This is a genomic window from uncultured Slackia sp., assembly GCF_934630525.1.
Classification (GTDB): domain Bacteria; phylum Actinomycetota; class Coriobacteriia; order Coriobacteriales; family Eggerthellaceae; genus Slackia.
The window spans coordinates 329,973-353,651 of the sequence record NZ_CAKTVX010000001.1; the positions used below are offsets into that span (position 1 = coordinate 329,973).

22 protein-coding genes are annotated in these 23,679 nt (G+C 55.9%); 11 read left to right on the forward strand and 11 right to left on the reverse strand.

Features of this window, described 5'->3' with window-relative positions; all coding sequences use genetic code 11:
• Window positions 1-88: 88 nt before the first annotated feature.
• The 3 genes from Q0D41_RS01530 to Q0D41_RS01540 all read left to right on the forward strand — a co-directional run bounded on the left by Q0D41_RS01530 (window position 89) and on the right by Q0D41_RS01540 (window position 1,675).
• Complete coding sequence (locus Q0D41_RS01530) at window positions 89-409, forward strand: hypothetical protein (RefSeq protein ID WP_294374116.1); 321 nt, start codon at window positions 89-91, stop codon at window positions 407-409.
• An 8-nt stretch (window positions 410-417) separates the two neighbouring features.
• Window positions 418-672 (forward strand): phage holin, encoded by a 255-nt coding sequence (locus Q0D41_RS01535; protein WP_294374118.1) that lies wholly within the window; start codon window positions 418-420, stop codon window positions 670-672.
• Between the two features lie 70 nt (window positions 673-742).
• Window positions 743-1,675: an N-acetylmuramoyl-L-alanine amidase gene (locus Q0D41_RS01540; protein ID WP_294374121.1), complete on the forward strand. Its 933-nt coding sequence runs from the start codon at window positions 743-745 to the stop codon at window positions 1,673-1,675.
• Between the two features lie 436 nt (window positions 1,676-2,111).
• Here the strand turns inward: Q0D41_RS01540 and Q0D41_RS01545 are convergent, their stop codons facing one another.
• Window positions 2,112-2,429: a hypothetical protein gene (locus Q0D41_RS01545; protein ID WP_294374126.1), complete on the reverse strand. Its 318-nt coding sequence runs from the start codon at window positions 2,427-2,429 to the stop codon at window positions 2,112-2,114.
• A gap of 135 nt (window positions 2,430-2,564) precedes the next feature.
• Here Q0D41_RS01545 and dinB point away from each other — a divergent pair, with 135 nt between their 5' ends.
• Window positions 2,565-3,866 (forward strand): DNA polymerase IV, encoded by a 1,302-nt coding sequence (dinB, locus tag Q0D41_RS01550; protein ID WP_294374129.1) that lies wholly within the window; start codon window positions 2,565-2,567, stop codon window positions 3,864-3,866.
• A gap of 172 nt (window positions 3,867-4,038) precedes the next feature.
• On the opposite strand, the gene Q0D41_RS01555 is transcribed toward dinB, so the two are convergent.
• Entirely contained in the window at window positions 4,039-5,067 is a 1,029-nt protein-coding gene (locus Q0D41_RS01555; RefSeq protein ID WP_294374130.1) for a glycosyltransferase family 2 protein, read from the reverse strand.
• A 258-nt stretch (window positions 5,068-5,325) separates the two neighbouring features.
• Between Q0D41_RS01555 and pta the strand changes: the two genes are divergently transcribed.
• On the forward strand, window positions 5,326-6,315 hold the full coding sequence (gene pta, locus Q0D41_RS01560) for a phosphate acetyltransferase (protein ID WP_294374163.1): 990 nt from the start codon (window positions 5,326-5,328) through the stop codon (window positions 6,313-6,315).
• Window positions 6,316-6,634: 319 nt separating this feature from the next.
• Here pta and Q0D41_RS01565 read toward each other — a convergent pair whose 3' ends face one another.
• The 6 genes from Q0D41_RS01565 to rnd all read right to left on the reverse strand — a co-directional run bounded on the left by Q0D41_RS01565 (window position 6,635) and on the right by rnd (window position 11,937).
• Complete coding sequence (locus tag Q0D41_RS01565) at window positions 6,635-7,840, reverse strand: acetate/propionate family kinase (RefSeq protein ID WP_294374164.1); 1,206 nt, start codon at window positions 7,838-7,840, stop codon at window positions 6,635-6,637.
• A 24-nt stretch (window positions 7,841-7,864) separates the two neighbouring features.
• Window positions 7,865-8,209 (reverse strand): histidine triad nucleotide-binding protein, encoded by a 345-nt coding sequence (locus Q0D41_RS01570; RefSeq protein WP_281669045.1) that lies wholly within the window; start codon window positions 8,207-8,209, stop codon window positions 7,865-7,867.
• A gap of 79 nt (window positions 8,210-8,288) precedes the next feature.
• The gene (gene xseB / locus Q0D41_RS01575; RefSeq protein WP_294374174.1) at window positions 8,289-8,555 is read right to left on the reverse strand and encodes an exodeoxyribonuclease VII small subunit; all 267 of its coding nucleotides are present in this window, start codon (window positions 8,553-8,555) and stop codon (window positions 8,289-8,291) included.
• Window positions 8,552-9,988 (reverse strand): exodeoxyribonuclease VII large subunit, encoded by a 1,437-nt coding sequence (gene xseA, locus Q0D41_RS01580; protein WP_294374178.1) that lies wholly within the window; start codon window positions 9,986-9,988, stop codon window positions 8,552-8,554. Before xseA ends, xseB begins: the two co-directional genes overlap by 4 nt.
• A gap of 6 nt (window positions 9,989-9,994) precedes the next feature.
• Window positions 9,995-10,687, reverse strand: a complete 693-nt coding sequence (locus tag Q0D41_RS01585; RefSeq protein ID WP_367113797.1) for a zinc metallopeptidase — start codon at window positions 10,685-10,687, stop codon at window positions 9,995-9,997.
• 95 nt (window positions 10,688-10,782) lie between these two features.
• The gene (rnd, locus tag Q0D41_RS01590; RefSeq protein ID WP_294374181.1) at window positions 10,783-11,937 is read right to left on the reverse strand and encodes a ribonuclease D; all 1,155 of its coding nucleotides are present in this window, start codon (window positions 11,935-11,937) and stop codon (window positions 10,783-10,785) included.
• A 73-nt stretch (window positions 11,938-12,010) separates the two neighbouring features.
• Here rnd and Q0D41_RS01595 point away from each other — a divergent pair, with 73 nt between their 5' ends.
• The gene (locus Q0D41_RS01595; RefSeq protein WP_294374186.1) at window positions 12,011-12,916 is read left to right on the forward strand and encodes a diacylglycerol kinase family protein; all 906 of its coding nucleotides are present in this window, start codon (window positions 12,011-12,013) and stop codon (window positions 12,914-12,916) included.
• Window positions 12,917-13,270: 354 nt separating this feature from the next.
• Here Q0D41_RS01595 and Q0D41_RS01600 read toward each other — a convergent pair whose 3' ends face one another.
• Window positions 13,271-14,050 (reverse strand): hypothetical protein, encoded by a 780-nt coding sequence (locus Q0D41_RS01600; RefSeq protein WP_294374189.1) that lies wholly within the window; start codon window positions 14,048-14,050, stop codon window positions 13,271-13,273.
• Between the two features lie 253 nt (window positions 14,051-14,303).
• Here Q0D41_RS01600 and Q0D41_RS01605 point away from each other — a divergent pair, with 253 nt between their 5' ends.
• Entirely contained in the window at window positions 14,304-15,185 is an 882-nt protein-coding gene (locus tag Q0D41_RS01605) for a TerC family protein (RefSeq protein WP_294374190.1), read from the forward strand.
• A gap of 151 nt (window positions 15,186-15,336) precedes the next feature.
• Window positions 15,337-15,654 (forward strand): twin-arginine translocase TatA/TatE family subunit, encoded by a 318-nt coding sequence (tatA, locus tag Q0D41_RS01610; protein WP_294374193.1) that lies wholly within the window; start codon window positions 15,337-15,339, stop codon window positions 15,652-15,654.
• Window positions 15,655-15,803: 149 nt separating this feature from the next.
• Here tatA and Q0D41_RS01615 read toward each other — a convergent pair whose 3' ends face one another.
• Complete coding sequence (locus Q0D41_RS01615; protein ID WP_294374196.1) at window positions 15,804-16,457, reverse strand: glucosaminidase domain-containing protein; 654 nt, start codon at window positions 16,455-16,457, stop codon at window positions 15,804-15,806.
• 13 nt (window positions 16,458-16,470) lie between these two features.
• Here Q0D41_RS01615 and Q0D41_RS01620 point away from each other — a divergent pair, with 13 nt between their 5' ends.
• Entirely contained in the window at window positions 16,471-16,725 is a 255-nt protein-coding gene (locus Q0D41_RS01620; protein WP_294374198.1) for a hypothetical protein, read from the forward strand.
• A gap of 67 nt (window positions 16,726-16,792) precedes the next feature.
• On the opposite strand, the gene mfd is transcribed toward Q0D41_RS01620, so the two are convergent.
• Entirely contained in the window at window positions 16,793-20,749 is a 3,957-nt protein-coding gene (gene mfd, locus Q0D41_RS01625; protein WP_294374201.1) for a transcription-repair coupling factor, read from the reverse strand.
• Window positions 20,750-21,173: 424 nt separating this feature from the next.
• Here mfd and Q0D41_RS01630 point away from each other — a divergent pair, with 424 nt between their 5' ends.
• Together Q0D41_RS01630 and Q0D41_RS01635 are read left to right on the forward strand one after the other, a co-directional pair.
• The gene (locus Q0D41_RS01630) at window positions 21,174-21,833 is read left to right on the forward strand and encodes an RNA polymerase sigma factor (protein WP_294374204.1); all 660 of its coding nucleotides are present in this window, start codon (window positions 21,174-21,176) and stop codon (window positions 21,831-21,833) included.
• Window positions 21,823-23,607 carry a hypothetical protein gene (locus tag Q0D41_RS01635; RefSeq protein WP_294374208.1) on the forward strand — a complete coding sequence of 595 codons (1,785 nt, stop codon included), beginning with the start codon at window positions 21,823-21,825 and terminating at the stop codon, window positions 23,605-23,607. Before Q0D41_RS01630 ends, Q0D41_RS01635 begins: the two co-directional genes overlap by 11 nt.
• Window positions 23,608-23,679 lie beyond the last annotated feature (72 nt).

Genomic DNA, 23,679 nt, shown 5'->3' on the forward strand with positions numbered 1-23,679 from the left:
TTTTCTTTTGCGCGGCGAAAACTGCGCCGCGTGACCACTCGCGCAGAATCGAGGCAGGGACGGCTGGCAGAAGGGAGACGGATTGGACATGGCGGCAATCGCCGCGAGCGTTATCAGCGGCCTTTCGCTGGCCGCTATCACTGGCCTTGCGGGCTTCATGTCGAGGCAGATGGAGGAGATTCGGGACGAGTGGGGCGCGATGAGGACCGCCCAGCGAAACGCGCTCAAGGCCTCCATCGTGCAGTCGTACGAGGCGGCGCAGCGCGACGGCTACATAAGCGCGTGCGAGCTGGAGACGATGAACCGACGGGCCGAGAGCTACTACGCGCTCGGCGGGAACAACTACGTGCACGCGCTCATGCGGCACGCGAACGAGGACTTCGAAGTCCGCGGGGAAATACCGAGATAGGAGGACGAATGAATATCAATTGGATTCTGCGGCTGAAGAACAAGGCGACTTTGACCGCGCTCATCGCGGCGGCGCTGGCCTTCGGCTACCAGGTCGCGGGCATCTTCGGCGTGGTGCCGCCAGTGTCTCAGGACGCGGTGGCGCAGGCGGCGTTTTTGCTGGTGAATCTGCTCGTGGCGCTCGGCGTGGTGGTAGATCCGACCACGCAAGGCGTGGGTGACAGCGAGCGAGCGATGGAATACGCGGAGCCGAAGGGGGAGTAATGGACGAAGAAGAGATTAAGGGCATGGGCAAGGGCGACCCGAGCGACGGCCCAATCGAGGGGGTAGGCCGATGAGCCTGACCTGGTACGGAACGCCGAACTTCAGCTACGGAAACAACGGCCGCTTCTACATCTTCGTGCACATCTGCGAAGGATGGTGGGACGGCAGCATCGCGACACTGCAAAACCCCGCGCGCCAGGCTTCAGCGCACTACGTAATCAGCGGCAGCGACGTGGCGCAGCTGGTGAGCGAGAACGACACGGCCTGGCATTGCGGCAATTACTGGTACAACCGCCGAAGCCTCGGCATCGAGCTTTGCGGCACCACGGCGAACCCGCCGAGCACCGAGACGCTGGACACCTGCGCGAAGCTGCTCGCGGACATGTCGAAGCGCCACCTCGGGGGCGAGAAGCTCGTGCACGGCGAGAACATCATCTACCACCGCGAGGTATACGCGACCTCGTGCCCGTCCACGACCAACGTCGACTACGCGGTCGCGCAGGCGAACAAGCTCCTGGGCTACGGCGGCGAGGACTACCCGTCTGGCTGGCAGCAGGACGCCGAATGCCGCTACTGGTACGCCAACGGCGACGGCACCTGGCCGACGGGCTGGGCGAAGATAGGCGACGCCTGGTACTGGTTCGACAAGAGCGGCTACATGCGAGCTGGCTGGCTTTCCGACGGCGGCAAGTGGTACTTCCTCAACGACCAGCACGACGGCGCCTTCGGCGCGATGGTCACGGGCTGGCGCGAAATCTCGGGCAAGTGGTACTACTTCACTCCATCGGGCGCGATGGCGACGGGCTGGCAGCTCGTCGACGGCGCGTACTACTACATGGACGAGAGCGGCGAGATGGTCAAGGGCTGGCAGCTCGTCGACGGCAAGTGGTACTGGCTCAAGGATGACGGCTCCATGAGCAACGACGAGGTTTTGCGAATCGACGGCAAGTTCTACGGCTTCGACGAGACGGGCAAGATGCTCGCGCACTCGCTGGAGGCCTAGGAGCTGCGACAAGCTATGACAAAGCTGTGACAAAGGGACGCTTTCGGGCGTCCCTTTGTCACGCCTTCTGAAAAATGCCAACAAAATGCCAACAAAAATCGGCGTTTTATACGAGCTCTCACGCGGCGTTGCGAGCGCTCACGGTGCAAAACGGTATTTTGAGCTGCGGCGATGCGCTCGTGAAACCGCGTGACGCCGCGTGGGACCTCACGTTGTTACTTTACATAACATGTATTATCAGAATTATAGATAACAAAAAGGCGCAAACAAAAGCCTTCCTTCAGATTATGCCGAAGGAAGGCTTTGAAAGAGATTCGCTTGATTGCTGCTTGGTGACACGCGTTTGGCTTGTTAGAAAAAGTCGTCGCCGGACCAAGAAAAGACGTGTGGCCAAGAGTTGCCGGACGTGTTTCGTTCTATGCTTTCGAGCGATTTCCTAGAACGTGGATGCAGACTTGGCAACCATGCTGTTCGCTTGATCGACCAGAACGGGCGTCAGGAAAACGGCGGTCAAAATGTTCGCAATGAATGCGACCAGCGATACGACGACAGCGATCTTTGCGAGCTTCAAAACATTTTCGACATAGGCGTCGCCAGGCATTGCTGCAATCATTTTCTTGGCGGAGGTAAGTGCGATGAATCCGATAACGAAGCCGACGATATCGAGCAAAGCACCGCCAATCACAATACTGATGCCAGCGCATACGATGCCGCCGATTGCAAAGTTGCGGCAGGTTGACTTGCTCAAATTCATGCGTGCTCCTTCCGTTCGATTTTGAAAATCGAACATTTGTACATAGCAACAGGGGAGTTGCCGATTTCATGATACCATGGACCTAATTAAGAAAGCTGCGCCTTGCGCGACGTTGATGTACTGTGAGAAAGCTCAATGGCGGAATTTGATTCGACATACCTGCAACCATGGACAGGACCTGCGATTTTACTCGTTGATCTCGATGCATTTTTTGCTTCTGTGGAGCAGCTTGACCACCCGGCGTGGCGCGGCAAGCCGGTAATTGTTGGCGGAGATGCCGACAAGCACGGCGTTGTTTCAACCGCGAGCTATGAGGCTCGCGCCTATGGTGTTCATTCCGCAATGGCCGCATCTGCTGCGCGAGAACTCTGTCCCCAGGCAATATGGACGCATGGTCATTTTGATCGCTATAAGGAAATGTCGGCTCGAGTCATGGCTATTTTGAAGGATGAGAGTCCTTACGTGCAGCAAGTGAGCATCGATGAGGCATTTGTCGACGTCTCCCCTACCGAAGTCAACTCTGAACATCCAGCCGCCATCGCCGCTAGAATCCAAAAGCGAGTTGCTCATCTTGGGGTTACGTGCTCAATTGGCGTCGGAACGAGTAAAACGGTTGCGAAAATCGCTTCTGACCAGGATAAACCACGCGGCCTTACCGTGATATACCCGGGTTCGGAACTTGATTTCCTTTTCCCTTTGCCCATTCGCGTCATGTCAGGCGTTGGCAAGCGAGCTGAAGAAGAACTGCTACGGCATGGCATTTGCACGCTCGGCGATATGGCTGAAGCTTCGGAAGATCTCTTACGCTCGATTTACGGCAAAAACGGCGAAATGATGCGCATGCGATGCTTGGGAATCGATGCAACTGCCGTAAAGCAGGACGAGACCGTGAAATCCGTTTCAAATGAAATGACGTTTTCTCAAGATCTCGTTACCTTCGATGCGATAGAAAATGCAGCGAATATGCTCGCGACTAAAGTGGCGCGCCGGCTTCGCAAAAATGGGCTCAAGGGGTCGACGCTCGCCCTTAAGCTTCGCTTTGCCGACTGCACATCGAAAAGCTGTCAAACGCAACTTCGCGCTCAAGACGATAACGAGCATGTGTTCATGCCCGAGATTCGCCGCATGATTTCTCAAATATGGAAGCCGGGAATGCGCGTGCGCTTGGTCGGCGTCGCAGTGTCTCATTTCGACAAAGATGAAGTGGTTCAAGAATCGCTTTTCGATACGGCCCCTTTCGATGCGTCCGCCCAGGATGAACAAGGTGCTGCCAAGAAGTCGTCGATCGATGCGGAAGTTGGCAGGAGCCTTTCGAAAGCGACCGATAAAGTGAAAGACCGTTTTGGTGAAGGCGCGGTCTTTTTCGGGCGCGATCTGCGCTTCAAAGATAAAACAACAGGCACTGCGGCTAAAAATCCTGCCGATTATTCTCGATAGCGCGCATTACGGCTCTTGGCGCTTGGCGGCATAACGGAGCATTGTTTTGCCGGCGGTCGAATCGTGAGGCCTCGAGGCGGGAATCCCTAACGCGTCGCTCGTCGTCCCTGCTGCACATTCGCCCGAAAAAACGGCCCCATTGGGGCCGTTTGCTGTACTGCGAAGTTCGCTGCTAGTTGAATTTGAAAATCTTTTGCGCGAGATGGTAAGCCGCCAAGCCGAACTGTCGACCTGCTTCGGTGGGAATGTTCGTTCCCCAGTTCAACGCGGTGTTCTTGACTCGCTTGTAGAGCTCGGGATCCTTCTCCTTGAGGTATTCCCAAATGGCAGCGCGATTCTCCTCATTTTCGTCGGTCTTTTCCATGCGCAGGAAAATCGAGCAGATGCACATCATCATGGAGAGGTAGTTGAGCATGTAGCGTTCGAGTTTTTTGGACTCGATTTCGGCAGCGTTCATCGCATCAATCATGATGCGCGTCACGCGAAGTTGCTGGTCGCGGCGGGCGTACATAATCTTTTCGTTCACGCTCTGATCTTCGCGGCCGATGAAGTAGCGATACATGTCTACGTCGAGGTAGTACATGGTGCGAACGCTTGGAAGAGGCTCAAACACGAAAATGTTATCTACGTAGAACGTGTGCTCGGGAAGCTTCAAGCCCAAATCTTGCAGAAGCTCGGTACGGTAAATAACCGAATGCATGAGCAAGTACTGCGATTGGCGGAAATGCTTCGTGTCGTCCCAGCCAAATTCCTCGCCTACGGGGAAAACGTTTTTGTATCCCATGACGGTGCGAGTGCCTTCATGCACCTTTTCGTAGACATAATTGCCAATCACCATATCGGTAGGCTCGGCGAGTTCCATTTGACGGCGCAGGTATGCCATAACTTCATGCATGGCGTCTTTGTCGAGCCAGTCATCGGAATCGACGACCTTGAAGTAGCGGCCCTCAGCGTTGGCGAGGCCGGTATTGACAGCCGAGCCATGGCCGCCGTTGGGCTTATGGATTGCGCGAATCGTGCCAGGGTACTTTTCCTGCCAGGCATCGGCGATTTCGGCCGTATTGTCTTTCGTGGAGCCGTCATCAACGATAAGGATCTCAATGTCGTTTTTGCCCTCGTCGCATGCGAGCAGTGATTCGATGCACTTGTCCATGTATGCTGCGGAGTTGTAGCAAGGAACGGCGAAAGAAATGGTTTTCATTTTTCGAGCCCTTTCGAGGCCATGCATAGAAACGCATACGACCTGGGAATAATTCATATCGACCGTGCGAAACGCGAATCACATGCGCCTTTCGCACCAGCGATACCTTAAACGCGCTTTATTATAGGGATTTACCGCGCCGTCTCTTCCCTGCCGCCGTTCAGCCTATGAAATCACCAGATTGAATGTTGATAAATCTCTGAAGCGCGGCTCTGCGTTATTATTGGGGGCATGCAGATTCAAGAGAAAGGACGCTGCATGGCAACGTTTCTGAGCACTATGATCGACCGCGCTAAGGCCGATAAGAAGACCATCGTTTTGCCCGAGGGCAATGACGAGCGTATCCTGGAAGCCGCCGAAAAGGCGCTGGAGCAGGGTCTTGCGAACATCGTGATCGTCGGTAAACCTGAAGAAGTCGCCGCGAAGGGCTTCAAACTCGATAGCGCGACCATTATCGACAATACCGAAGGCGAACTTCGTAAGGAAATGGCTGAGGCCTTCTACGAGTTGCGCAAGAGCAAAGGCGTTACTCCCGAACAGGCCGATGCGCAGATGGACGATGTCATGTATTTCGGCACCATGCTGCTGAAGACCGGCCATGCAGACGGCTTGGTTGGCGGCGCTTGCCATGCAACCAAAGACGTGCTGCATCCTGCTTTGCGCATCATTAAAACTGCTCCTGGCAGCAAGCTTGTGAGCTCCTTCTTCGTGATGGAAGTGCCGAACTGCGAGTTCGGCGATGCCGGCACGTTCATGTTCAGCGACTGCGCCGTGTGCATTCAGCCGAACGCCGAAGACCTTTCCGAGATTGCCGTCGCGACGGCGAAGAGCTACGAGAAGCTTCTCGGGGCCGAGGCGCGCGTTGCCATGCTCTCGCACTCGAGCTACGGTTCGGTGAAAGACGACGATACGCAAAAGGTTGTCGAGGCGCTTGCCCTTGCTAAGCAGAAGGCTCCCGAGTTCGCTATTGACGGCGAGCTTCAGGCCGATGCCGCGCTCGTTCCGAGCGTTGCCGCAAGCAAGGCTCCCGACTCCCCCGTTGCCGGTAAGGCAAACGTTTTGGTCTTCCCCGATCTCGATGCTGCGAATATTGGCTATAAGCTCGTGCAGCGTTTGGCCAAGGCGGAGGCGTATGGTCCCATTACCCAGGGCCTGGGCGCTCCGATGAACGATTTGTCTCGCGGTTGCTCTGCCGATGACGTGCTGGGCGTTATTGCCATTACCGCCGTTCAGGCGCAGGAGGCCTAATCGCCTTTTGGGCTGACCTTCTTATGGAAAATATTTCGGGCCGCCTCGTGCGGCCCTTTTTGTGTCGTTTGGAAGGCGAAAGGCGTTCCTCGATCCTAATCTTCGCGCTCCGGACTGCATGTCATTGATTGTCTGAAGGAGTCCGCAATGGTTGTGGTCTAAAGTGCGGCCTCGTATGAACGTGAATGCCTTGTCAAGCAATCAAGGGTCGTGGCGCCAAGTTGCTTTCTTAACGAGAAAGGCCCCATGTTTTGCTCCCCGATCGTTCGCGATTCTTGGGGTCAAAACATGGGGCCTTTGCTTTGAGTCGAGCTCGTTATTACTTGAGTTTCGACACGATGCTCAATGTATCTTGGGCAATCATGAATTCCTCGTTGGTTGGAATCACGATGATTTTAACTGGGGAATCGTCACGGGAAATGAAGCGCTCTTTGCCGTGGTAATCGCGGCGGTTCTTCTCCTGGTCAAGGATAATGCCCAGAGGCTGCAGACCTGCGAACACGATGCGCCGCATGCGGTCGCAGTTTTCGCCGACGCCCGCGGTAAGCACAATAGCATCGCAACCGGCCATTTCAACGAGATATTGGCCGAGGTATTTACGAATGGAGTGCGCGTACATCTCGTAGGCAAGCACCGCACGCTCATTGCCTTCTTCGGCGCCCTTGCGCACGTCACGCATATCGTTGCTGATGCCGGAAACGCCCAACAGACCCGATTTCTTATTCATGAGCTCATTGATTTGAGGTGGCGTAAGGTCTTCGGCTTCTTCCAAAAACGGAATGATGGCTGGGTCGATGGCGCCGCAACGCGTGCCCATCATAAGGCCGTCGAGCGGGGTGAATCCCATAGACGTGTCAACGGCGATGCCATGGTCGACGGCTGAAATCGAGCAACCATTGCCCAGGTGGCATGTGATGATCTTCAAATCTTCGATTGGCTGTTCCATGAGGGCTGCGCAGCGTTGCGCGATATAGCGATGCGACGTTCCATGCGCGCCGTATTTGCGAATCTGATGCTTCTCGCACAGTTCGTATGGCAGCGGATACATGTACGCCGAAGGCGGGAGCGACTGGAAGAACGACGTGTCGAAAACGGCCACCTGCGGCATGTCGGGAGCCATGCTCTGGCACACGTTGATGCATTTGAGCGCGGGCGGGTTGTGAAGCGGCGCCAATGTGCAGAGGCTTTCGATTTTCTTGATGACATCGGGCGTGATGAGCACCGAGGAGTCGAAATAATTGCCACCATGCACGATGCGATGCCCGATGGCGTCGATTTCATTAATGGAATGAATGGTCGAACGCTCGCTGTGGCACAGCGCATCGAACACGACGGCCAGGGCCTCTTCGTGGTCGGCCATGTATTGAGCGAAGATGCGTTCGTCTTTGTCGGCGCCGTGCTTGATATAGGAATCTTTGCTTCCGACGCGCTCACACAGGCCCTTGGCGAGCATCTTGTTATTTTCAGTGTCGATGAGCTGGTATTTCAATGAAGAAGAACCAGCATTGATGACGAGAATTTTCACGAAGTTCCCCCGTGTCGAACGATTTTAGAGAGCAGGCGATCCAGAGTTCATCGGGGCGCCGCCCAAAACGTGCACATGGATGTGATGAACCGATTGCTGGGCGTCGTCGCCGGTGTTGACGATGACGCGATAGCCGGTTTTATTGATGCCTTTGATTTCCGCGACCTTTTTCACGGTGTTGAAAAGATGGCCCATAAGGTCGTCTGGCAAACCGTCGCCAATGTTGGCGAAATGCTGCTTAGGGATGATGAGCGTATGCACGGGCATTTGGGGTTCAAGGTCGTCGAACGCAATAACCTTGTCGTCCTCGTATACTACGCTGGCAGGAATTTCGCCAGCGGCAATTTTGCAGAATACGCAGTCGGTCATATGCCATGCTGCCTTTCTCGCGCAATGCGCGCATTGAGAGAGTTTTATGCACTTTAGTGTAATGCAAATGCCAAGAATACTACGAAAGAGTGCTGTCAGTGGTCGCATCGTCGGCGGGAGCGTCGAGCTGGCCCATAAGCACATCGACTTTTTGTTGGGCGTTCGCGAGTCGGGCCTGCAGATCGGCAAGCAGCGCGACGCCTCGTTCGTAGGCTCTTAGGCTCTCCTCGAGTTCAAGAGAGTTGCTCTCAAGCGTGGTGACCGTGGCGTCGAGTTCCGCCATGGCTTCGCGAAAAGTTAGGTCGCTCACCTGTTTCGGCTCGGTTGCGGTGGTTGTGTCGGTCATGAGTCGCTCCTTTCCGAAGCGCGAATGGAATCAACGGTCGCGCAGATGCTGCCGTCGGCAACGGTTACTTCAAACGTATCGCCAGGTGAAAGCGCGGTAGCGTGTTTCACGATGCGCCCTTCCCCGTCGCGCGCTATCGCATAGCCGCGGGAAAGGGTTGCGAGTGGCGATAAATCGTGAAGGCGTCCTGCCCTCAATGCTACTTCATGCTGCGCGGGGGTGAGCAGTTTCGAGGAAACTTCACGAAGCCTGTCGCATTGCGCGGAAAGGCGCAGTGCATCGCGATCGAGCGAGGCGGTGGAGCCGCGAAGCCTCGAAGAGTAGTTTTCGAGTTTTGCCGAAGCGCGATCGAACACGGCTGGCTTTACGGCAAGTCGTGATGCGTATGCGTCGAGGCGGGTTTTATCTCGTTCGATATTGGCCGGCAGCGCCCGAGAGAGCTTGTCGTGCAATATGTCGAGCGTGATGAGGTCGCTTGCGAACATCGACCGAGGGTCTTTGAATACGGGGCGTGTGGCGTATCGTTCGAGCGAAAGCGATGCATGCTGGATGCGCTGCTGCTGACGCTGAGCGATATGCTCCCCCATCGCTTGCAACTGGGCTGCGAGCTGCGATGTTTGCACGGTGACCGCTTCGGCAGCGCCGGTAGGCGTGGAGGCGCGCAAGTCTCCAACCAAGTCGGCAATCGTGGTGTCGGGTTCGTGTCCGATGCCCGTTACGACGGGAATGGGGCATTTCACAATGGCGCGGGCGAGCTGTTCGTCATTGAAGGGCATGAGGTCTTCGTAGCTGCCGCCGCCGCGTACGAGCAATATGACTTCGACGCGGGCGCGAAAACACGCACGCATGCCTTCGACGATATATTCAGGAGCATGCGCGCCTTCGACCGGAACGCCTGCTACATAGATATGGGCAAGCGGGAAACGGCGGCGCGTTGTGCGCAAAACGTCATGAATCGCATCGCCACGTGGTGAGGTCACCACGCCGATTTTCATGGGGTATGCGGGCACAGGAACTTTGCGTTCGGGTGCCATAAGGCCTTCTGCTTCAAGCTTGCGTTGGAGCATGGCGACCTGCTGGCGCAGCATGCCCTCGCCCGCCACGGAAATGGCGAACACCTGAAAGTGCATGCGCCCTTTTTTCGGGTAGAGCGAAAATCGACCGACGAGTTCGACCATCATGCCTACTTCGAGCGTGACGCCGCATTTCTCGAATCGGTCGTGCCACATTTGGCAAGGAAGCGTGCCAGTCTCGTCTTTCAGCGTGAAGTACGCGTTGGCATACCCCGGTTTCACGTTGACTTCCGAGACCTCGCCGAGCACGCGCAGCTTCAGCTTCTCGAGCGAACCTTTTGCGACATCGAGCGCCTCGGAAATGCTCAAGGGCTTTTTCTCGTCATCGCCCTGTTGTTGTTCGACTTGAGAAGCGAGCATATGCGATTACTCTTCCGAGCGCGTCGAAAGCACCATGTAAATGAGCTGCAGAAGCGAGGTGAGCGCGGCGGCGACATAGGTGAGCGCGCACGCGCGAAGCACGTTGGAGGCGCCAGCGAGTTCGGCGCCGTTCATGCCAGAAGCCTTGAGGTATGCGAGGCCACGGCGCGACGCGTCGAATTCGACGGGCAAGGTAACGAGCTGGAACAGCAGCGTGGCTGCGAACATGATAATGGCGAGCTTGATGAATGCGCCGCCGGCGGCACCTGCGAACAGGCCAATCATGAAGATGATAATCCATGCGTTTGAGCACAGGTTCACGACGGGGACGAGCGCGCTGCGGAACTTCATCATGCCGTAGCCTTCAGCATGCTGGGTCGCGTGGCCCATTTCATGCACGGCGGTGGCAACTGCGGTAATGGAGGTGGTATGGTAGGCATCGGGGTCGAGGGTGACCGAGTTGCTGCGCGGGTCGAAGAAGTCTTGGCTCGGACCGCCAGAAAGCACGCCGACGTTGGAAATGCCTTTGTCGATGCTCATTTTGCGCGCCATTTGCGCGCCCGTGACGTTGAACGAGCAGGGGATTTTTTGGTATTTGTGCAGCATCGTGGTGACGTACCACTGAGCGCCGCCGCCAATGGCGAGGGTGAGCACCATAACGGCGATATACAGGCCCATATCGTTTCCGACCATAATCATATGCATCAATCCTTTGCGGTATGCGCCCCACAGGCGCTGCGTATGCCGAGCTTCGGCATTGAGTCGTTGAACAGTTTAGCGAACGGAAGTTTGCTTTAGGCTTGTTGTGAAGCGTTCGTTACTTTCAACACGCCGCCTTCAATTGTGAGCGCCATTTCCCCATTCATGAGTGCGAGCAAATCGTCGCCGATAAGCGTGCGCCTCCAGCCCTTGAGCACGTCGGTTTGGTCGTAGTGGCCGCGTGCGATTTTGGTGAGGTCGTCGTGGGACGCGAGCACGCCGAATGCGACGCCGTTTTCTTTCGCTCGAAGCTTGACGAGCGAGGAAAGCAGGTCGACTTGCGCGTCGACGTTTGCTTCGCTCTTCGGTGGTTTCGGCAGTTCGGGCCATGATTCCTTGGGCGCGTCGAGGCCGGCGATGCATGCGCGCAATACGGCACGGGCGTCGTCCATTTTCAGGGCGCCGCGAATGCCTCGAACCATGAAAAGGTCGTCGAGCGTGCGCGGTTCTCGTTTGCATGCTTCGACAATTTGTTCGTCGGAGCAGATCCATTTTCGCGGAATATCGCGTTTCATCGCAGTGGTTTCGCGCCAAGCTGCGATTTCGCGCGCGGCGGAAAGCTGTCTGCGAGAGAGCTGGTTCACGCGACGAAGGCGGCGCCAGCGTTCGTTGGGGTCCTCGATGTATTTCTCGGGGTTGGAAAGTTCGGCGAAATCGTTGTCGAGCCAATGGAGACGGCCGAGCTTTTCGAGTTCGGCGGTCATGGAGCGATACATCTTGGGCAGATACACGACATCGTCGAGCGCGTATTCGATTTGCGAATCGGCGAGCGGACGGCGGCTCCAATCGGTGAATGAATCGGCCTTCTTCAATTTCACGCCACATTCGCTCATAACGAGCGCTCCGTAGCCAACCTGCAGCGTGCCGCCGAGCAGCGACGCGGCGATTTGCGTGTCGAAAATCGGTTCGGGAAGCACGCCGAGCTCGTGATGGATGATTTCGAGGTCTTGCGATGCGGCGTGGAACAGCTTCACGATTTTCTTGTTCGTGAAAAGCTCTTTGAGGGGCTCAAGGCTGTCGAAGGCGAAAGGGTCAATGGCGACGCTTTCCTTCTCGGTTCCCATTTGAATGAGGCAGAGCTTGGGCCAGTATGTTTTCTCGCGGAGGAATTCGGTGTCGACTGCGAGCACTTCGCTGACGCGGGCGCGGTCGATGAATTGTTCCAACTGCTTGCGAGTGGTGATGTACAACGGTTTTCCTTTAGTTACGTATGTTTCGATTTGTATGTAGTACCATCTTAACGGTAGAGAGGGGGAATGCGCGATGAAAGCACTTATCATCAACAATCTCGCATCTGGATACCGAGATGGGTCCATTTACGATTTTGTGCGTTCATTTACGGAAGATGGCGACGAGGTGTGCATGCGGTCAACCGATGGCACCACGTCGATCTACGATTTGCTCGACGATGCGCGCGATTTCGATGTGGTCGTTGCTTCGGGCGGCGATGGAACGGTTACCTCAGTTGCGTACGCCCTTGCGAATTCGGGCGTGCCGCTTCTGCCCTACCCTGCTGGCACGGCGAACCTGCTTTCCCTCAACTTGGCTCAGCCGAACGAGCCGCACGCGTTGGCGAAGCTCGCTCGGCGTTGCGAGACGCTTGACTTCGATGTCGCCGAAATCGAAGCCGAAGGCGAAAAGCACGGCTTCATGATCATGGCAGGTGCGGGCTACGATGCGACGATTATGGAAAGCGCGGCTCCGAACAAGAAATTCTTCGGTACCGTCGCGTATTTCTTGGCCGCGGGTAGCAATATTGTTCCTCAGCGATCGAAAATCGCGGTAACCATCGATGGCGAACGCCACGAAACCGAAGGCTTGGGCGTGCTCGTCATTAATTTCTCGAAGATTCAGTTCGATATCTCGTTCACGCATACGAATCAGCCGCGTGACGGCATGCTTGACGTGATTGTCATGAAGGCCAAAAACGCTTTCGAGCTTTTGCCCGCCGTCTTCGCTGCGATGCTCGATCGAGACGGGGATTTCCCGGAGCGTGGCGACTCTCTTGAGATTTACCAGGGCAAAGAGGTTCGCGTTGAGGCGGACCCTGCGTTCGAGATTCAATACGACGGCGAAGTTCCGAAAAGCAAGACGCCTTTTGTCGCGCGCATTTTGCCGAAGGCGGTTCGCGTTGTGATCTCTGACGAGGGCAAAGCCTTGTTTGAATAACCTCTGTGCTTGAACCTGTTACATGCTCGTAGCATTTAACAGGTGATAAGCCTGGTGAATGTGCTGAATTTGAATGAAGCGATCTAGTTGGGCGCGGCTGTGCTCACTGGGTCGCTTTTTTGTTTCCAGATTTGGCTCTTTTGAAAAACCTGCTAAACGCCACGAGCGTTCGACAGGTTTTTTCTGCACAACGCTACGAGCATTGAGCAGGTGCGGTCGTTTTTTTGGTTGCGCCACTGCGTGTTAAACGACAGCGGCGCGCCCACGAATCGCTTCAGTGGACGCGCCGCTGTGACGTTTTGGCTGATTCTGACCTGTTAAAGGCTACGAGCATTTAACAGATTGTATAGCAGGCTAATTCATGCGGATGCCGACATACTGAGCGGTGCTCGGAAGGCCGGAAATGCTGTACACGCCGTCAAGGTCGCATACGGAAATGCGCCAGCTATGCGTGCCGCTCTCGGTTTCAATGGTGCCTTCGCGGTAGGTGTTGCCGATTTCGTCAACACCTTCGGCAGTAATGGTTACATTGCCGTTGTCGGCCCAGCCTTCACTTTGCCATGCGTGCTGTACCGCATCTTGCGCATTTTCGGCGGCAAGGTCGCAATAGCGCACTTTCATCTCGGTGCCATTAGTGTGCGAAACCGTAAACCGCCATGAACCTACCAAGTATTTCGACGCAGTTACCGCATCCATGCTTGAAACACCCTTAGCGTAAACGAGCGCGACATCGGCGAGCGTCACATCGCTCGGGATCTTCATGACATCAACGCCCTCTTCGCCTTCGCCAAGCATGTTGTACGTCTGGTATCCGGCGTCGGCGAAAGTTTGCACAATAGTGGCATCGTCGAGGGAAATGTAGTTTTCCATGATGGGTAAATCGTACGACACTCCGCGGTTGATATTCGTTTCGACAGTGGCGGCGTCGCGCTGTGCGCCATGAAGTATGCCGTCGATTGCGCCGAAAGCATAACGGCCGCCGATGATGGCCGCGATAAGGGCGAAAACGAGCGAGACGATAAGCACGGGCTTTGGTGGGTCGAACGGTCGTGCGAGAGACGAGCTGTCGATGGTGCGAACGGGTCCCTCGTCGATTTGTTTTTGTTTAGAGAACGGTAGTTTCGTGAAATTCATAGCAATCCTGTTCTTGGTTGCAAAAAACTCCGTCATTATATCACTCACGCGAAGGCGGCGAATAAACCGTCTCGTTTGTCTAAGGGGGAGTAGTTGGCACCCGCGATTCTTCGTGAGGTGCGGCACGTCAACAGACCCGGTATTTCACCTGGCGTGTCTTAAATAACAAGACTCTTGGCGCTACTGCAAGCACGTTATGGCTTGGGCGCTTAGGGGTCGTGTTCCTTTTTGCGTTCCAGCCGAAAGGAGCACCATGGATTTATCGATTTTCACCACACCGGAAGCATGGATTTCGCTGGTCACGCTCATTTTCTTGGAGATTGTCCTCGGCGTTGACAACATCGTTTTCATTTCAATTACCTCAAGCAGGCTTCCTGCCGAAAAGCAGCACATCGGTCGCAAGCTCGGTCTTCTGGGTGCCATGATTTCGCGCTGCATCTTCTTGTGTTTCGCAAGCTATCTCGTGCATATGACCAAGCCGCTGTTCTCACTCGACCTCGGTTTCTGGGCTCATGGCTTCTGCGTGCGCGATTTCGTGTTACTGCTCGGCGGCGCCTATCTTATCTACAAGGGCATCGATGAGCTTCGTGACGTATTGGCACTTACCGAAGAGAAGGCCGAGCATTCTGAAGAGCATAAATCGCTTCGCCAGATTGGCCTTGCGCAAGCCATTGCAACCATCATGGTGATGGACGTCGTGTTCTCCATCGACTCGGTTATTACCGCGGTAGGCCTTGCCGATCACCTCATTATCATGATCATGGCCGTTATGATCGCCATTGTGGTGATGATGGTGTTCATCGATCCTATTTCCAACTTCATTAACAAGCATACGGAAATGAAGATTCTGGCGCTTGTCTTCATCTCGGTCATCGGCGTTTTGCTCTTGCTCGATAGCCTTGGTATTAACTCCGGCATCGAAGTGCTCGATATGCACATGGAGAAGCTCATGGTGTATTTCGCCATGGTGTTTGCCGTTGTGCTCGAGCTTATTCAGATGCGTCATTCCACCAATCTTGAGACGTGGAATCACGAGCGCTGGCAGAACATGACCAGCGATGCCGTTAAGGCGGAATTGCTTTCCAGCGAGGGTCGCGAATCTGGCGACAGCGAGGGCGAAAAGGTCGAAAAATAGGCCAATACTCAACGTGCATGACAAATGATGACGTTGTGAACTGGGGTTTCCTAAGGCTGCATGATAGCCGCCTTACAGGGTGCGGGAGTATTCTGCAAAGCGTCAACAGGCAATGCAGACATGCAACCGCACCTATAAGGAGATATGCGTTATGAAAATTCTTGGTCTTGGCGTTCCCGAACTGCTCATCATTCTTGCTGTGGCCCTTTTGATCTTCGGTCCGAAGCACCTTCCGAAACTCGGTCGTTCTCTCGGCCGCACGATTCACAACTTCCGTGAGGGTCTTGGCAACGACAAGGATGTTGTGAAGGAAGCTGAGGAAGAAGAGGCTCCGAAGCGTAAGAAGAAGGCGGCCGCGAAAAAGCTCGAGGCTCCTGCGGATGAGGCTCCTGCGAAAGAAGCTAAGGCTGAAGAGCCTGCCGCCGATGTCGCCGAGGCGGTCGCTTCCGAACCCGCAAACGCCCAGTAGTTAATAACTCCTCCCTTTCCAATACGAAGCAGCCGTCACAACCTTCCCTCCCTTCGCTTGACGGCTTGCATGAAGAAAGCGGCTCCCCTGATGCGGGAGCCGCTTTCGTTTTCATTTGAAAAATTGCGGGAATGGACTCAACGTCGTATCTATATGTCCAAACGATATAGGTCGTATTGGTCCATGATCGCGATGAGCTTGTTGGCGTAGCTGCTGTCGGTTGCCCAGCCCGCGTCTTGGAGCCCCTGAGCCATGAGCGTTGACGAGCGTTCTGCTATGGCTTGCTGTATAAGGGCGTTATCGGCGTACGTCGAAGCTTGCAGGAACACGGCGGAGCGAAACTTGATGCAAGCCTTGTCGCTTTCGAATTCGATGAACGCGTCGTTGATTTGAACGTATTGTCCGTCGTATTCCTCGTTGGTGTCCCAATTCGTGGCCCCCACTACCCCATCGCATCCTGCAAAGGAGTTTGCCCATTTCATGCCGAAGAGATTGTGGTCTTCTTTGGCGAGCTGCGACAAATCCCCCTGATAGGAGCTTTCAGCGATGATTTGGGCGATTGTGCATCCGGCGGGGTGGCCGTAATGCGCCTGCATTGACCGTGCCTCTGAAACCATGTCTTCCGTGATATAGCTTGGCAGGCCGTCGAGATCGGCTTGAATTCGAGCTTCGGTGGTTACGGCGGTTCCGATGGCGCCAACGGCCAACACGAGGGCGGCCACGAAGGCGAGCATGACGCGCTTGGAGAAATGGCCGGCGAGCGTTCCTACAGCGCTTATTGCGTCATGTACCGAGGTGAACACGGTGCGCTTTTGCTTGGTTGTTCGTTTTCTAGCCGCTTGCTTTCTTGCCGAAGCTTTGCCTTGTACGCTTCGATTTGCCGAAATCGTTTTCGATTTTGCACGGGCTGTGCTGCTGGCTGGCGTCTTTTTCCTGTTCGCGGCAGACGCTGACTTTGATTTCGCTTGGCTTTGCGTACTCGATGACTTTTTCTTCGATGGAGGTGCGGCTTGGGCTGCCGATGTTCGAGCGCTGCGTGCTTTTGGCGTTGCGCTTCGCGCGTTTCGCTGAGCCCGCGATGAAGAGGACGCCTTCGTCGCGGGCTTCTTTTTCTCCCTGTTTGTTGTTGTTCGCTGCGTCATCGGCGGTTTGTGCCTCTCGTTTTGTTTCCTCGAGCGCGCGTCCCGTTTGACGCAGGTCTTCCGTCAGGGGCAATTGCGGGCCGGTCGGGCGTAAAAGGCACGGGGCGGCCATCGCCCGCAACGGGTGCCGAGGGGTTTTTCGGTGGCGTGGGAATATTGAGCCTCACCTTTGGCTTGCGAGTGACGCGCGCGCCTCCGACATAGGTGTTCGTTGCTTTCGGCCTTCCCTTTGTAGGAGCGCTCGGCGCCTCCCTGTCTGATGTCCCTCGTTTTGGACGTGTGCCTACGGTGTTTGTTCCGCATTCGTTCGATGCGCTCGCTTTGCCGGAACGCGTCGCTGCAGGGTTTGCCGGCTTTTTCCTGGTGGCGTTGTCGGGGGCGTCAAGCGGCAGTCCCGCCGAATCGATCGGTTTGAGGCTGAAAAGGAATTCCCATATGGCTTCCATGAGATTCTCCGGTTGCTCGTTTTCGAAATGCTTCATGGGAACCTGGAGCTTTTTTGTTTGGGCGATATAGCGGGCGCCTTCGCGTCGAAGCGGCGTCATCGTGCTGTCAGGCACGGAGATGGGCTCGACAGCGAGTTTGCCGCCGACAACCGTGATGACTTTCACGCCGACTTCGTTGGCCCATGCACGAATTTTTGAGCGTAGGAACATGTTTTCGCACGCTTCAGGCATATCGGGATGCGCTTCGCGCGTGGCTTCGCGCAAGTCGTCGACGGCGCCAAGCGTATTGGCACAGGCCAAGCGCCTGTAGAGCAAAACGCGCTCGTCGGTATCGGGGATGTATTCTTCCGCGACGTAGGCATGTACGGGAATGTTCACCGTGATGTCGGAAAGGGCCGGCGGCAAGGAATCTGCCGCGCCTTCGCCCGCGCGCGCTGCATCGACGGCGCTTGAAATCATTTGCGCGAACAAATCGAAGCCGACGGCGGACATATTTCCACTTTGCTCTGCGCCAAGAAGGTCGCCCGCCCCTCGAATCTCAAGGTCCCTCATGGCGACGCGCATGCCGCTGCCGAGGTCGGTATGCTCGTTGATCGCTTCGAGGCGTTGCTGCGCTTCTTCGGTGAGGCTTACGTGCTCGGGGAACATGAAGTAGGCGTATGCCTGTCTGTTCGATCGTCCCACACGGCCTTTAAGCTGGTACATCTGCGCGAGGCCGAGACGCTGCGAGTCTTCGATAATGAGTGTGTTGGTGTGGGGATTGTCGATGCCGCTCTCGATAATCGTGGTGGCAACGAGCACATCGATCTCGCCCGCGCTGAAATCTTCCATCACGCGTTCGAGCTCTTCTTTGCCCATTTGACCGTGCGCCACACCGATGCGCGCTTCGCCAGCGGCTTCTTGCACGCGACGGACGGCTTCTTCGATGGTGCGCACGCGATTGCTTACGTAATACACCTGTCCCCCGCGATGCAGCTCACGGCGAATGGCGTCGCTTACGACATCGACGTCCCATTCGCCCACGTGCACTTCGACGGGGCGTCTGTTGCCCGGCGGCGTAAGGATGAGGCTCATGTCGCGCACGCCCGAAAGACTCATTTGCATGGTGCGCGGAATGGGCGTTGCCGAAAGCGTGAGTACGTCGATTTGTTCGCGCAGGTTCTTGAGCTGTTCTTTGTGCTGTACGCCGAATCGCTGCTCTTCGTCAATGATGACAAGGCCCAGGTCATGTGGGTTCACGTCGCGTGAAAGCAGTCGGTGCGTGCCGACGAGCACCTGCACGGTCCCCTTCTCGAACCCTTCAAGCGCCGCCTTCATTTCTGCTGGCGAACGGAAGCGCGAAAGCACCTCGACAGTTACGCCGAACTCGTCGAAACGGTCTTTGAACGTTTGGTAGTGTTGCTGCGCCAGAATGGTCGTCGGGCACAGTACCATGACCTGCTTGTTGTCTTGCGTTGCCTTGAAGGCCGCTCGCAGTGCGACTTCGGTTTTGCCAAACCCTACGTCACCGCATACAAGGCGATCCATGGGCTTTGGTGACTGCATGTCGGCCTTCACTTCGGCGATGGCGGAAAGCTGATCTGCGGTTTCCGTATAGGGGAACGACTCTTCCATCTCGCGTTGCCACGGCGTGTCGGGCGAATAGCGGAAGCCCTGCGCGCTCGCTCGGCGCGTGTATACGTCGACGAGGTCGAATGCAAGTTTCTTTGCGGCTTTTTTCGCTTTGTTCAGTTGGCGCGACCAGTCGCTCGTATTCAAGCGTGTTAGACGAGGGCTTGCGCCTTCGGGCCCTACGTAGCGCGTCACGCGGTCGAGCTGCTCGACCGGTACATAGAGGGCATCGCCTTCCGCGTACTGCAAAAGCAGATAGTCGCGCACGACACCCGATACTTCTTGGCGCACGATTTCTTTGAACAGCGCCACGCCGTGCACCGCATGAACGACGTAGTCGCCCGGTTTGAACGGGAACGTGACTTCGGTGATGTCGATATGGCGGCGATTGCGCACGCTCGAGCCACGCCCTTGCGTGTCGTGGATCGAAATCATGCCGATTTTTGCCGCAGGAATGACCATGCCCAGGGGAATATCCACGTCGACGATGTTCACGACGCCTTTTTTCAGGGCACGAACATTGCGATGCCACCAGGGGTGGTCGCTAAGCGATTTCGCGCGTTTGGCCTGCGCAGGCGTGAGCGCGTACTCGGGCTCGGCGTCGTCGCTTTCGTCGGGAGCCGAGTCGAGAATTTCATGCATGGGCAGTGAATTGTCGACGCAGAAGAGCTTCATGTCCTCGCGTGCGCGGAAATTCGGCACCGAAAAAACCACCGTGTAATGCTGCTCTACGAGCGTTCGCAGGCGCGCGAGGAGTTTTTCCGAATCGCCTGCCACCTCGGTGCGCTTTACGGGGAGCTCGGCATCGAGCACGCCACCCACGCGCATGATGGACGCGAGCGTGAAGCGCTGGTTGCTTCCGAAATCGAGCTTGGGAGCTGGCAGATAGAGCCCGTCAATGGGAATATGGCTGCCTGCGGCGCGCGATGAGGCGTCGTCGAAAGCGCGCAGGGCGTCGTCGATAATGCTGCGCGGCTCATCGAGCACGGTAAGCACGGTGTTCGATGCATAGTCGGCAAGAATTTCGAGGTTGTCATACATGAGCGGCAAGGCTGCATCGACGCCGTCGTGGTCGTTGCCAGAGTCGATCCATTCGAAAATCTCGCGCCATACAGGGTCGGTTTCCGCTTTTTTAGCCGCAGCTTTCGAGGCCTTGTAGAGCGCAGCTCCGCTCAAGCAGTATTCGCGCACGGGGAAAACGCGCGCTTCGTCGAGCGATGTGATCGTTTGGCCGGTGGAGGGCACGATTCGGCGAATCTCGTCGATTTCGTCGCCGAAAAAGTCGAGGCGTACGGGAAAACCCGTATCGCCTGGAAAAACGTCGATAACGCCGCCGCGTACGCAAAACGTGCCGGGGCCTTCGATGGCGTCGCCAGTATTTTCGAAGCCACGAGAGACGAGCGCTCGCTCAACTTCCTCGAACGTCAGCACTTCGCCCGTGGCGGCATCGACGGGTTCTGTATCGCGATTGAAAATGACGGGGGCGAAAACACGTTCTTCATGGGGCGGCAATGCGCGAATGAGCGCAGCTCCGCTTGCGACGACGATTTTTTCCTCGCCGCGTTGAAGGGCCCAGCCGGCTGCCGTTCGGCGCGCCACCTCACGCGCGTCGGGACGCTTCGGCGCAAAGGGGTAATCGCTTCGCGCGGGAAAATGCAGCACGGTTTCGTCGCCTACGTACGACGCGAGCGAGCGCGCGAAGTTCGAAGCGGCGTCTTCGCCGGGCACGACGACCAACATGGGTTGCGGCGTGTCGGCGAAACGAGCCGCAACGGCGAATGCGCGCGCTGATGAAGCGATGCCGAGCGCCGCGTCGCTGCCTGCGTCGAGTTTGCTGTAAACCGCTGAAAGCGCTTCGCTTTCGCGGAGGGCTCTCGTAAGCGCGTCAATGAGCATGCTGCCGCCTTATCGTTAATGAGTATAGTTTGTGTTCTATACGTCTTGCCAAACACCAAAAGCCGCATTGCGCGGCCGAATGGGTTGAGTATAACAAAGCAGAATGGAAGCTCGATGTGGCGCGCATTTGCTTGGCGTGGTGCCGAATTTGCTCGATGTGGCACAAATGTGCGGTTGTGAACGCCCTTGTGAGGGGCTGTAGTTTACGTCAACCGTAAAACACCAGGTCAATGCTTAGTCTCCTTCAGTACCGCCTTAAGCACCACTTGATTCTGGGAAAAATATCGTTCACGACCGCAAATCTGTGCCAAAAAAGGACGAATCTGTGCCAAAAAAAGAAGCTGCTGCAACATATACACCCTGTTATTCGTGTTAGAGGCGTCGACGAATAACCGCGGCGATCGCATGACAGGTAAGGAATCGAATGAGTATCGACAATGAAGAGAGAAAGAAACGGTGCGCTGAAGCGATGCGCGTGCATGGCGATGCAGTGTATCGCTTAGCTTTCGCGCGCTGCCGAAATACACCCGACGCTGAGGATATCTTTCAGACAACGTTCCTTAGGTTCTATGCTTCACCTATTCCGTTTAGCAATCCCGAACACGTAAAAGCGTGGCTGCTGCGCGTATGCATCAATGCGTGCAAAGACCTTCAAAAGAGCGCATGGCGCACGAAGGTGTCTGCAATGCCCGATGAGTTCGATGCGCCCGACACGAGCGCGCGAAAAGAGACAACACCGCAAGAAGAGGCGCTCGATGAAGCCATGCAAGGGTTGTCGCCTGAACAGCGCACAGTTGTTCATTTGCATTATTTCGAGGGCTTTTCGACTGGGGAAATAGCGCAAATGCTCGATATGCGTTCGGCGACGGTGCGCAGCCATCTGCATAGAGCACGTATCGCCATGAGGAATGCCCTCGAGGATGCAGGTTTTCCGCAGACAAACGGACGAATAGGAGCTCCGGTTGAAGCGCAGAAAGTTTCATCACCCGAAAGACGTTCTTCGAATACGGCTTCTGACTCTTTTCGCGAATCCGCTCATTTCAACACCGACTCCCTTCTAGAAGGAGGAAGCAATGAACGATGATAACGACCTGCGTGCTCTTTATCTCGCATCGCAGAAAGATGTGCATGCGCCCGAACAATTGAAGGAACGCACGCTTGAGCTGCTTGACGACAACGATGCAGCCTTGGCCTCTGCCGCGCTTGAGCCCGCTGCGTCCGCTCGGAAACAACGTTTCATGGGGCTTGGGCGTAAGCCGTTCTACGGCATTGCCGCGTGCCTGGCGCTTGCGGCTTTGGGTTTTGGAGCCGTGCAGGCAATGATGCATACGAATGAGGGCGCCGCCGATGTGGGCGCGCTCGAGACGGCCAACCTTGATTTCACGGTTAAAGCCTATGCCGCCGGTACGCAATCGCCGCTTGCTGCGGGCGATAACGGAATGATCGTGTTTGGACATACGAGCGATCTGTCGCAAAGCTCGCCAGAATGGGATGATAACGGCACCTACACGGGATGCCTGTTTAAGGTAGAGGCCGAGGGCGTGAAAACCGTGCAGGCACATATTTCGAAAGGCATGCTGTATCGCTACGATACTCAGAACGTGAGCTATGCGAGCAATTCTGAGTTGTTGTACGAAGCGTCCACATGGAAGCCGCTGAAGCGAGGGCTTGGCGAGCATCTGAGCGCGTATGACAAAGTGGCGGTAGGTATTGCGAATGATGGGCTGAGCAAAGACGACCCGAACAAAACCTATCAGGTTCAAATGTCCAAGCGCTTGGGGCAAACCGCCGAGCTCAATTACGACGAAGGCGATGAGGGTGCTTACTTTGGATTATGGACCGATGAGGTGGGCGACTCCGATACGTCCGATGATTCCATGCGCGACCAATTCGGAGCAATTGCGAATGCGTTTGAAGGCGCCGAACTCACGGTGACGGTCACCTTTGAAGACGGGCATACATCAACCCAAGTTATCAATCTTCATGCCGGCAACTTCCTGGCCGATTGGAACGATGGTAGCGGTGAAGACTTGGGGGCTCTGGCGATACAGCCCACGCTTCTCGAGGATGGCGCAGAAGTACCCGATAGCGCTCTCGTGTTGCGAACCGTGTACGGCGAGGTGGCGTCATCGACCAGCGAGGCCTTTCCCTATGCGAATGAGCCCATCAATGAATACGCAAACACTACCGACGATCCTATGAAGTTGCCCAATGATGGCACGGGAGACTTCCTGGAAGATGGCGTGCAAGTCGAAATCGGCAAAGACGGCGAAGTTCTGAGTACCTACGCGAGTGCTGCAACGGACGAATCTTCCGAAACGATGTTGGACTCAAAGAGCGAACAGACTCCGAGTTTGGCGGTGAACGGAATTTCAACGGAGCTTGTTGATTGCCTGCCAGAAAGCACGCCTGTCGAAAAAACCGAGATTGCACGCATGGCTCCCCTGGATTATTGGAACAGGATTATCGAGCAGCGCTGCGGATTCACCATCGGTTCGGATTGGAAAGCAAGCGATGGGGCAAGCATCATCCATGTGAATTATTCCTTGGCCAACGGCTCCGACGAGCGCAAACTCTTTAGGGTGCCTTCTATGCAGTCGCTTGGCCGAATTGATGGCAGTGCGACCTTCTATAGCGCAGGAAACTCCGTAGCGCCCTTGATGTTCGTTGGCGCAAAGAACGACGGTTCTACGTGCGGCTGGTACGATAACGACGTGGCGACGCTTGAGCCCGGCGAATCAATGAAGGTCGATTGCTATTACGAAGTGAGCAATTCGCTTTTAAGCCGAAACGACCTTGCAATCGCGTTTGGCGCAAATGATATTCCGAATATCGCGGTAAGAATTTCTCTTGCCTAAACGAACGTGGGGCAGGTGATCGTCTCCTGCCCCACTCTAAGATATAAGTGCCAGCGATATAGACTTAAAGCG

What these genes read in the sequence shown, in the direction of transcription:
- dinB (WP_294374129.1), top strand. Translation starts at nt 2,565, where the DNA reads ATGGCGGAATTTGATTCGACATACCTGCAACCATGGACAGGACCTGCG.
- Q0D41_RS01605 (WP_294374190.1), top strand. Translation starts at nt 14,304, where the DNA reads ATGGATTTATCGATTTTCACCACACCGGAAGCATGGATTTCGCTGGTC.
- mfd (WP_294374201.1), bottom strand. Translation starts at nt 20,749, where the DNA reads ATGCTCATTGACGCGCTTACGAGAGCCCTCCGCGAAAGCGAAGCGCTT.
- Q0D41_RS01630 (WP_294374204.1), top strand. Translation starts at nt 21,174, where the DNA reads ATGAGTATCGACAATGAAGAGAGAAAGAAACGGTGCGCTGAAGCGATG.
- Q0D41_RS01585 (WP_367113797.1), bottom strand. Translation starts at nt 10,687, where the DNA reads ATGATTATGGTCGGAAACGATATGGGCCTGTATATCGCCGTTATGGTG.
- xseB (WP_294374174.1), bottom strand. Translation starts at nt 8,555, where the DNA reads ATGACCGACACAACCACCGCAACCGAGCCGAAACAGGTGAGCGACCTA.
- Q0D41_RS01535 (WP_294374118.1), top strand. Translation starts at nt 418, where the DNA reads ATGAATATCAATTGGATTCTGCGGCTGAAGAACAAGGCGACTTTGACC.
- Q0D41_RS01600 (WP_294374189.1), bottom strand. Translation starts at nt 14,050, where the DNA reads ATGAATTTCACGAAACTACCGTTCTCTAAACAAAAACAAATCGACGAG.
- Q0D41_RS01570 (WP_281669045.1), bottom strand. Translation starts at nt 8,209, where the DNA reads ATGACCGACTGCGTATTCTGCAAAATTGCCGCTGGCGAAATTCCTGCC.
- tatA (WP_294374193.1), top strand. Translation starts at nt 15,337, where the DNA reads ATGAAAATTCTTGGTCTTGGCGTTCCCGAACTGCTCATCATTCTTGCT.
- Q0D41_RS01595 (WP_294374186.1), top strand. Translation starts at nt 12,011, where the DNA reads ATGAAAGCACTTATCATCAACAATCTCGCATCTGGATACCGAGATGGG.
- Q0D41_RS01545 (WP_294374126.1), bottom strand. Translation starts at nt 2,429, where the DNA reads ATGAATTTGAGCAAGTCAACCTGCCGCAACTTTGCAATCGGCGGCATC.
- xseA (WP_294374178.1), bottom strand. Translation starts at nt 9,988, where the DNA reads ATGCTCGCTTCTCAAGTCGAACAACAACAGGGCGATGACGAGAAAAAG.
- pta (WP_294374163.1), top strand. Translation starts at nt 5,326, where the DNA reads ATGGCAACGTTTCTGAGCACTATGATCGACCGCGCTAAGGCCGATAAG.
- Q0D41_RS01540 (WP_294374121.1), top strand. Translation starts at nt 743, where the DNA reads ATGAGCCTGACCTGGTACGGAACGCCGAACTTCAGCTACGGAAACAAC.
- Q0D41_RS01530 (WP_294374116.1), top strand. Translation starts at nt 89, where the DNA reads ATGGCGGCAATCGCCGCGAGCGTTATCAGCGGCCTTTCGCTGGCCGCT.
- Q0D41_RS01635 (WP_294374208.1), top strand. Translation starts at nt 21,823, where the DNA reads ATGAACGATGATAACGACCTGCGTGCTCTTTATCTCGCATCGCAGAAA.
- Q0D41_RS01555 (WP_294374130.1), bottom strand. Translation starts at nt 5,067, where the DNA reads ATGAAAACCATTTCTTTCGCCGTTCCTTGCTACAACTCCGCAGCATAC.